The sequence below is a fragment of the Halovulum marinum genome (assembly GCF_009697225.1).
GTDB classification, from domain to species: domain Bacteria; phylum Pseudomonadota; class Alphaproteobacteria; order Rhodobacterales; family Rhodobacteraceae; genus Halovulum; species Halovulum marinum.
Genome location: NZ_WIND01000046.1, coordinates 1 through 6,558, shown reverse-complemented (window position 1 = coordinate 6,558; position 6,558 = coordinate 1). Strand labels below are relative to the sequence as shown.

The window sequence follows — 6,558 nt, the reverse complement described above, 5'->3', positions numbered from 1 at the left end:
ATCGACAAGAAATACATCTATCGGATGCTCGGTAACCGCGCCTACATCGGCGAGGCGGTCCACAAGGGCGACAGCTACCCCGGCGAGCACGACGCGATCGTCGACCGCGAGACGTGGGACCGCGTCCACGCGATCCTGCAGGAAAGCCCGCGCAAGCGTGCCGCGCGCACCCGCGCCGACACGCCCGCGCTGCTGAAGGGGCTGCTGTTCGGCCCCGATGGCGCGGCCTTCTCGCCGACCCACACCCGCAAGGGCGACAGGCTCTACCGCTACTACGTCAGCCAGACCGTCTTGAAGCACGGCGCCGGGGCTTGCCCCGTGGGACGCGTGCCAGCGGGGGAGATTGAGGCCGCCGTGGTCGACCAGTTGCGCGCCGTGTTCCGCCAGCCGGAGATCGTGGCGGGGACGTGGAAGGCGGCGCGCGTCCACACCGACGACATCACCGAAGCCGACACTCGCGTGGCCCTGCAGCAGCTCGACCCGCTGTGGGACGAACTCTTCCCCGCCGAGCAAGCGCGCATTGTGGCGCTGCTGGTAGAGCGCGTGGACATCGGCGCCGAGGGCCTGAACGTCCGGCTGCGCATGGACGGGCTAGCGGCACTGGCGCGCGAAATCACCAGCGATATTGGAGCAGCCGCATGACCCGCTTCACCCCGATCCCCGAAACCGTAACGATACATGTCTCGTTCCGCCTCGTGAAGCGCGGTGGACGCAAGGAAATGCAACTGCCCAACGGCGTCCGGCCAGACCGCAAGGCGGAGAACACGCTGGTAAAGGCGCTGGCACGCGCCTTCCGGTGGAAGCGGATTCTGGAGTCGGGCGAAGTCGCCACCATCGCCGAGCTTGCCGACCGCGAGGGCATCGCGCCGTCCTATATGACGCGGGTTCTTCGCCTGACACTGCTCGCGCCTGACATAGTCGAGGCGATCCTGGACGGTCGGCAGGGGCCAGAGATGACTATGGTGCGGTTGCTGGAGCCGTTTCCGGCGGAGTGGAATAGGCAGTCGTTGTTCGAAGCGTGACCTGCTACTTGTTTCGTGGACCCGAAGTTAAGAACTTGACCCTGCATGGCTCAGGTCAGCGGCGCTGCAGAGCGCAGGAGCAAATCTGGTCGTGACATTAACCAGCTAGAACCATATGTTGTGATGAGGTGAAGCGCCGACGTAGAATCGTGCGTGCAGCAATGAGCCTCGACGCCGAGGTGAAAAGAGCATTCTCAAGGGGGCTGAACGTGTCGTCGAACGTATTCGTGTCCAAACTCGCACGAATGCGGGCTGGTAAGCCTGCTCGCGTCCTTGATCTGTTCGCTGGCTGCGGCGGGCTATCACTTGGTTTTCACGCCGCTGGCTTCAAAATCGTTGGTGCAGTGGAGTTCGATCGCGACGCAGCGCGTTCGCACGGCCACAATTTCCATCCCGGCCAAGAGGCCCACGCTCAAGCCATCGACATTACAGCCACGGGTCCTGACGCTCTGGCAGCGAAGCTGGATCTCGGCCAGACAGACCAAGCTGTTGATCTCATCATCGGTGGGCCACCCTGTCAGGCGTTTGCGCGCGTCGGCCGCCCGAAGCTCCGCGAGGTGGACGAGCACCCCGAAGCCTTTCGCCATGATCCACGCGCTCGGCTCTATCAGGAATATTTGCACTACGTCGAAGCCTTCAAGCCAATCGCCGTTCTCATGGAAAACGTCCCCGACGTGCTTAATCACGGCGGGCAAAATCTTGCAGAAGAAATCTGCGAAGTTCTCGAAGCGAAGGGTTATGTAGCGGGCTATACCCTTCTGAATGCGGCCTTCTATGGCGTTCCGCAGATGCGCGAACGCATGTTCCTGATGGCCTATCGGCGTGAAGTGGTGGATCGGATTGTTTTTCCCGAGCCAACCCATTGGGTAAAATTGCCACCGGGATATGAAGGCTCGCGCGCCGTTGCCCTGAAATTCCTCAAGAAAGACAGGCTACTTGAAGACGCCTTCGATTATCTTCCGCCGCCGGAAGCGGTGCCCGATCTCACGCCTGCCGTGACCGCCAAGCAAGCACTTGGCGATCTGCCGCCCATCGACGCCCGCAAGGAATTGGCAAAAGGACGGCTCAAGCGTGGCGCGAGGCGCTTCGATCAAATTATGCCCTATGGGGAGGCTGTAAGGCTTTCAGCATACGCGCAGCTCATGCGATCCTGGCCACGCTTTGAAGCGGGCAATGGCCTTACTGATCATGTGATCCGCTATCTGCCGCGCGATTATCCGCTATTTGCGCGGCTCAATCCAGGCGATCAGTATCCAGAAGCGTTTCAGCACGCTAATACCATGTTTGAAGAAGCACTCGCCGCGCGCGCTGCTGAGGGCAAACCGCTGCGTGAAGGATCAGCGGCCTATGACGCCCTCAAGAAGTCTATCGTCCCGCCCTATGATCCAGGCAAATTCCCCAATAAGTGGCGCAAGATGTGGGCAGATGCGCCTGCGCGGACTCTCATGGCCCATCTTGGAAAAGACAGTTATAGCCACATTCATTACGACCACGATCAGGCACGGACGATTTCTGTTCGTGAAGCAGCCCGCTTGCAGTCATTTCCTGACGGCTTCACCTTCTTGGGCACAATGAATCCTGCCTTTAGGCAAATTGGCAATGCAGTGCCGCCGCTCATGGCAAAAGCAATCGCGACGCAGATGGCCGCAACCCTACAAATATCCGAAGAGAGTGATTATGGACATTGCACAGCGGCAGGAACTCTACAGGCAAGCGCTTAAGAAAGACTCTGGCGCGACTTCCAAAACAAGCTTTCGGGATGCCTTTGGCGTATCCAACAGTGCTAAGATTATTGGGCGAGGACTTTTCTGCTTTAATCTGAATCTCGAAAATCTCGCTGCCGACGTCGATCAGCTTGTTGTCCACTGCCTTCTGCGATTTCCGCCCGAGGACGAAATTTACTTCTCGATCTTCATCAAGTCGGACATGCCCCAACTGCGCGCACGCCTCGCAGAGATGAAAGCCGTCGGCACGTCGAAGCCGTGGAAGCGTAAAGGGTCCGAGGACGAAGACGGCGAGGATAGTGCCCAGGCGGAGGCGGCGCAGCCCGCTGAGATGGACGCAGTTGCTACCGCCGCATTAAGCGACGGCGATCACGGTCAGGGTGATGACGCAGCTGACGGGGCTGGCAGCGCAGCAGCTCCGCCTGTCTCACCTGATGGGCTCGACTACGCGGCGACCAACAACAACGTCAAAGGCTATCTGGCCCAGGACGGACAACTCTATCTGAGAAATAAGAGCTTCTTCGATGAAATGCCCGAAGACCTCAGCAAGATTAGCCGTCCGGTAAAAGTCGAGAAGATCGTCTTTGGCATTTATCCCCCCGCAGCTGCCGCACGTCGCTCCCTCTTAGCGCGTGAGTTTGTCGGCTATCTTGGTAGCCTGATCGGGCGCGAGCGCATCCATGAAGTGCGCACCGTCTGGCCAGAAACCAATGCAGTCAGCCCTGAGATGGCGCGCATGCCGACAACGCTGGCGCTGGCCGATATCGAAAAGTCCGTCAGCGACCTTGGCGGCTTCTATCCCAATGGGGAGCTCATCCGCTACCATGCGGGGCTCAACTTCCTAGCACACAAGCATTTCGTGATCCTCTCGGGGCTCTCGGGCACGGGCAAGACCCAGCTTGCCTTGCTCTACGCCCGCGCGATCCACGGCAAAGAAAAACGCGACGCCGATGATCCCTTCTTGTTCGTCTGCCCGGTCAGACCGGAATGGACCGATCCCACAGGACTCACAGGCTATTACGACGTTCTGACAGACCGCTATGTCGTGCCGCCCTTCCTTGAAGCCGTGCTCGTGGCAACGGCCTTCCGGGATTCTCCGGTCTTTGTTATCCTTGATGAAATGAACTTGGCCCGCGTCGAGTACTACTTCTCCGACGTATTATCCGCCATCGAGACAGGGGAAGCTCTCCCGCTCCATTCCAATGGCGTGCCGCTCGAAGGCACGACGGGCAGCAGTATCCCGGCCTCGTTGCCCGTGCCCCCCAATCTCTTCATCACGTGCACGATCAATATTGACGAGACCACCAATCCCGTCAGCGACAAGGTTTTAGACCGTGCCGTCCTGATCGAGATGAATGACGTCGATGTGGACGGCTACATCACCAAGATTGAGGCAGAAGACCCTGATCTGGCTCCGGCCTGCGCGCATTGCCGTCCGCATCTGGTGGCCATGCAGGGCGTGATGAAACAACATCGCCTTGGCTTCGGGTATCGCCTGATCCGCGAAGTCGTCACCTACCACCATTTTGCCGTTGATAGCCTCGCCCAAGGGGCCAATGACGTTCTCGATCAGCTCATGGTGCAGAAGCTCCTTGTAAAGCTGCGCGGCTCTGAAGCGCAGCGCTCTTTGCTGAATGACCTTGGCAAGCAGCTTGCCGCGATGCCGCGCTCGAAGGCCCTTCTCGATCAGCTTGGGGCCGATCTTGACGAGTATGGCGCGTTCCAGGCCAGCCGATAGGTGCGCCCGTGCCGTCTCTGCACATTCGATCCGAAGACACCGGGGACGCATGGCAGATTTGGCCATCAGCCGACAGCATCCCGCCGGGCACGATTCAAGAAACCCGCAGCTACATCTTCGAACTCCAGGACGCCGAAGGCGCGCTCGATACGGATCTTCTGATCGATGACGTGCCGCTCGAAGCGCTACGGTCGCGCGGCTCAGACACCGCGCGTTGGCGCTGGCAGACGGGCTTTCATGCGGGGGAAATCTCGGCCGAGTTGCGCACGCCGGGGCAACGCCCCATCCGCTTTGAACTTGTCACCGACCCTGATCGGAACAAGCTCGCACGCAGCGACTTCGATACGATGCTGGTCGATATCATGCGAGACAGCTTCGCGCTCTTCTCACTGACCAATTTTCACAAGGGCATCGCGCAAGGGACAAAAGGAAAGCCGCCTGCAATCGCACGGCTTGAATACCTGCGCTCTCGCATGGACGCGCTGGAGCGTATCGTGCGGGAAATCGAGCGCAGGCCGCGCCGCCATCTTAGATCGGAAGAGCGCGTCGTGCCGTACCACCAAGTGCGGCGGGCGACAGGGGACGAGGTAATCCGCTCCTTCGCACGCGGGCGTGCCGCCCGCGTGCCCCCAAAGGTGACACGCTTGCCAAGCGCGCTTCGCGGCTTTCTGCCCAACGAATTTCGCATTCGCCAGCGGTTCAGTTCCTTCGACCTGCCCGAGCATCGTCAAATAGCGGCGGTTCTGGCTGCATGGGCGGCGTGGCTCAGCGCATCCGCCGAACAGCTTGACAAGGTTGCGACGAAAGATGACCCGGAAACACGATCCGTTGCCAGCCTGTGGGCCAATCGGTGTCGCCGTCTAGCGGGCCGCCTGCATACTTTAAGACAGGCAGAGCCGTTCGCTGACTTGCCTCCGGCCCCGCCGCAACTGCATCTGTCCTCGCTCTTTCGCAACGATCCGAATTATCGGCAGTTCTACAAGGTTTATCAGGATTTCAATCGTGGCCTTGCCGCGATCTTTGGTGACTTCCTTGATCTTCCGCTTGCCCGCACCTTCGAGCTCTACGAGCTATGGTGCTTCCTGCGATTGATCCATGCAGCGGTGAAAGAGTTCGGTCCCGCAGCCGTGGATTTTCGCACCTTGTTCACACGGGACGCGGCGGGCGGACTGACCATCGCCGTAAGCGCTGTGACTGTGACGATCTCTCCTAAGTGGGAGATCATGTTCCAGAAGCGCTATGAGGAATTCTGGAGGGCCGATGACGGGCGTGGATCGTTCAGCCGCTCCATGACGCCGGATATCGTTCTTGCGGGCAAGACAAGCGGTGAAGCCGCGCAGGCGCAACTCATCGTGCTCGACGCCAAGTATCGGATCGACACCGCGCTCAATGATGCGATCAGCTCCATCCATACCTATCGCGATGCTCTGGTCGAAAATGCGGGCGGCGGGGAATTTCATGGGATCGTTCAAGCCGCCTATCTTCTGACACCCCATATCCCGCAGCTGGGCGCAGCCACCTACCAGACGACAGCCATGCCGGGACGGCTTTTCCATCCTGATTATCGTTCTACGTTCCGTTTCGGAGCGGCGACCCTCAAACCGGGCATGAACCTTCCCGACATTTGTGCGGCGTTGCGCGCCATCATCGCTGACGCGGCAGGGACAGCAGTCTCTCCATGAACCGGGGCAGAGCAACATGGATGTTCTAACGCCGTATCAAAGGCAGAAGAACATGAAGGCCATTCGTGGGCGCGGCACAAAGCTGGAGCGCCTTCTCGGGTGCGGGCTGCATGCGCGCGGATTTCGATACCGCTTGAACGTGTCGCGTCTGCCCGGAACACCTGATCTGGTATTCGCACAGCATCGTGCCGTGATCTTTGCCCATGGATGTTTCTGGCATGGGCATGACTGCGAGCGATCCAAAATACCGGCGACAAGACGGGACTTCTGGCTCAAAAAGCTTGAGGCGAACCAAGCGCGTGATAAGCGCAACATCGGTAGTGTCCAGAATCTTTCGCACATTTTCTCAGGCGACGGCTCCGTGGGTTGAGGTTTGCTCCGCGTAGAGCGGG

6 protein-coding genes are annotated in these 6,558 nt (G+C 59.7%); all 6 read left to right on the top strand.

The genetic code is table 11. The features are described 5' to 3' along the window. Positions 1-642, top strand: a 642-nt coding sequence (locus GE300_RS21710; protein ID WP_233417307.1) for a recombinase zinc beta ribbon domain-containing protein, incomplete at its 5' end; no start/stop codon positions are given. Beyond that, complete coding sequence (locus GE300_RS21705; protein WP_154449659.1) at positions 639-1,022, top strand: hypothetical protein; 384 nt, start codon at positions 639-641, stop codon at positions 1,020-1,022. The genes GE300_RS21710 and GE300_RS21705, both read left to right, overlap by 4 nt. 161 nt (positions 1,023-1,183) lie before the next feature. Next, complete coding sequence (locus GE300_RS21700; protein WP_154449658.1) at positions 1,184-2,743, top strand: DNA cytosine methyltransferase; 1,560 nt, start codon at positions 1,184-1,186, stop codon at positions 2,741-2,743. Then, a complete protein-coding gene (locus GE300_RS21695; RefSeq protein ID WP_154449657.1) occupies positions 2,700-4,484 on the top strand; it encodes an McrB family protein in 1,785 nt (594 codons plus the stop codon). Before GE300_RS21700 ends, GE300_RS21695 begins: the two co-directional genes overlap by 44 nt. 8 nt (positions 4,485-4,492) lie before the next feature. After that, complete coding sequence (locus GE300_RS21690; protein ID WP_325063359.1) at positions 4,493-6,166, top strand: DUF2357 domain-containing protein; 1,674 nt, start codon at positions 4,493-4,495, stop codon at positions 6,164-6,166. Positions 6,167-6,182: 16 nt separating this feature from the next. Next, on the top strand, positions 6,183-6,536 hold the full coding sequence (locus tag GE300_RS21685) for a very short patch repair endonuclease (protein ID WP_154449656.1): 354 nt from the start codon (positions 6,183-6,185) through the stop codon (positions 6,534-6,536). Positions 6,537-6,558 lie beyond the last annotated feature (22 nt).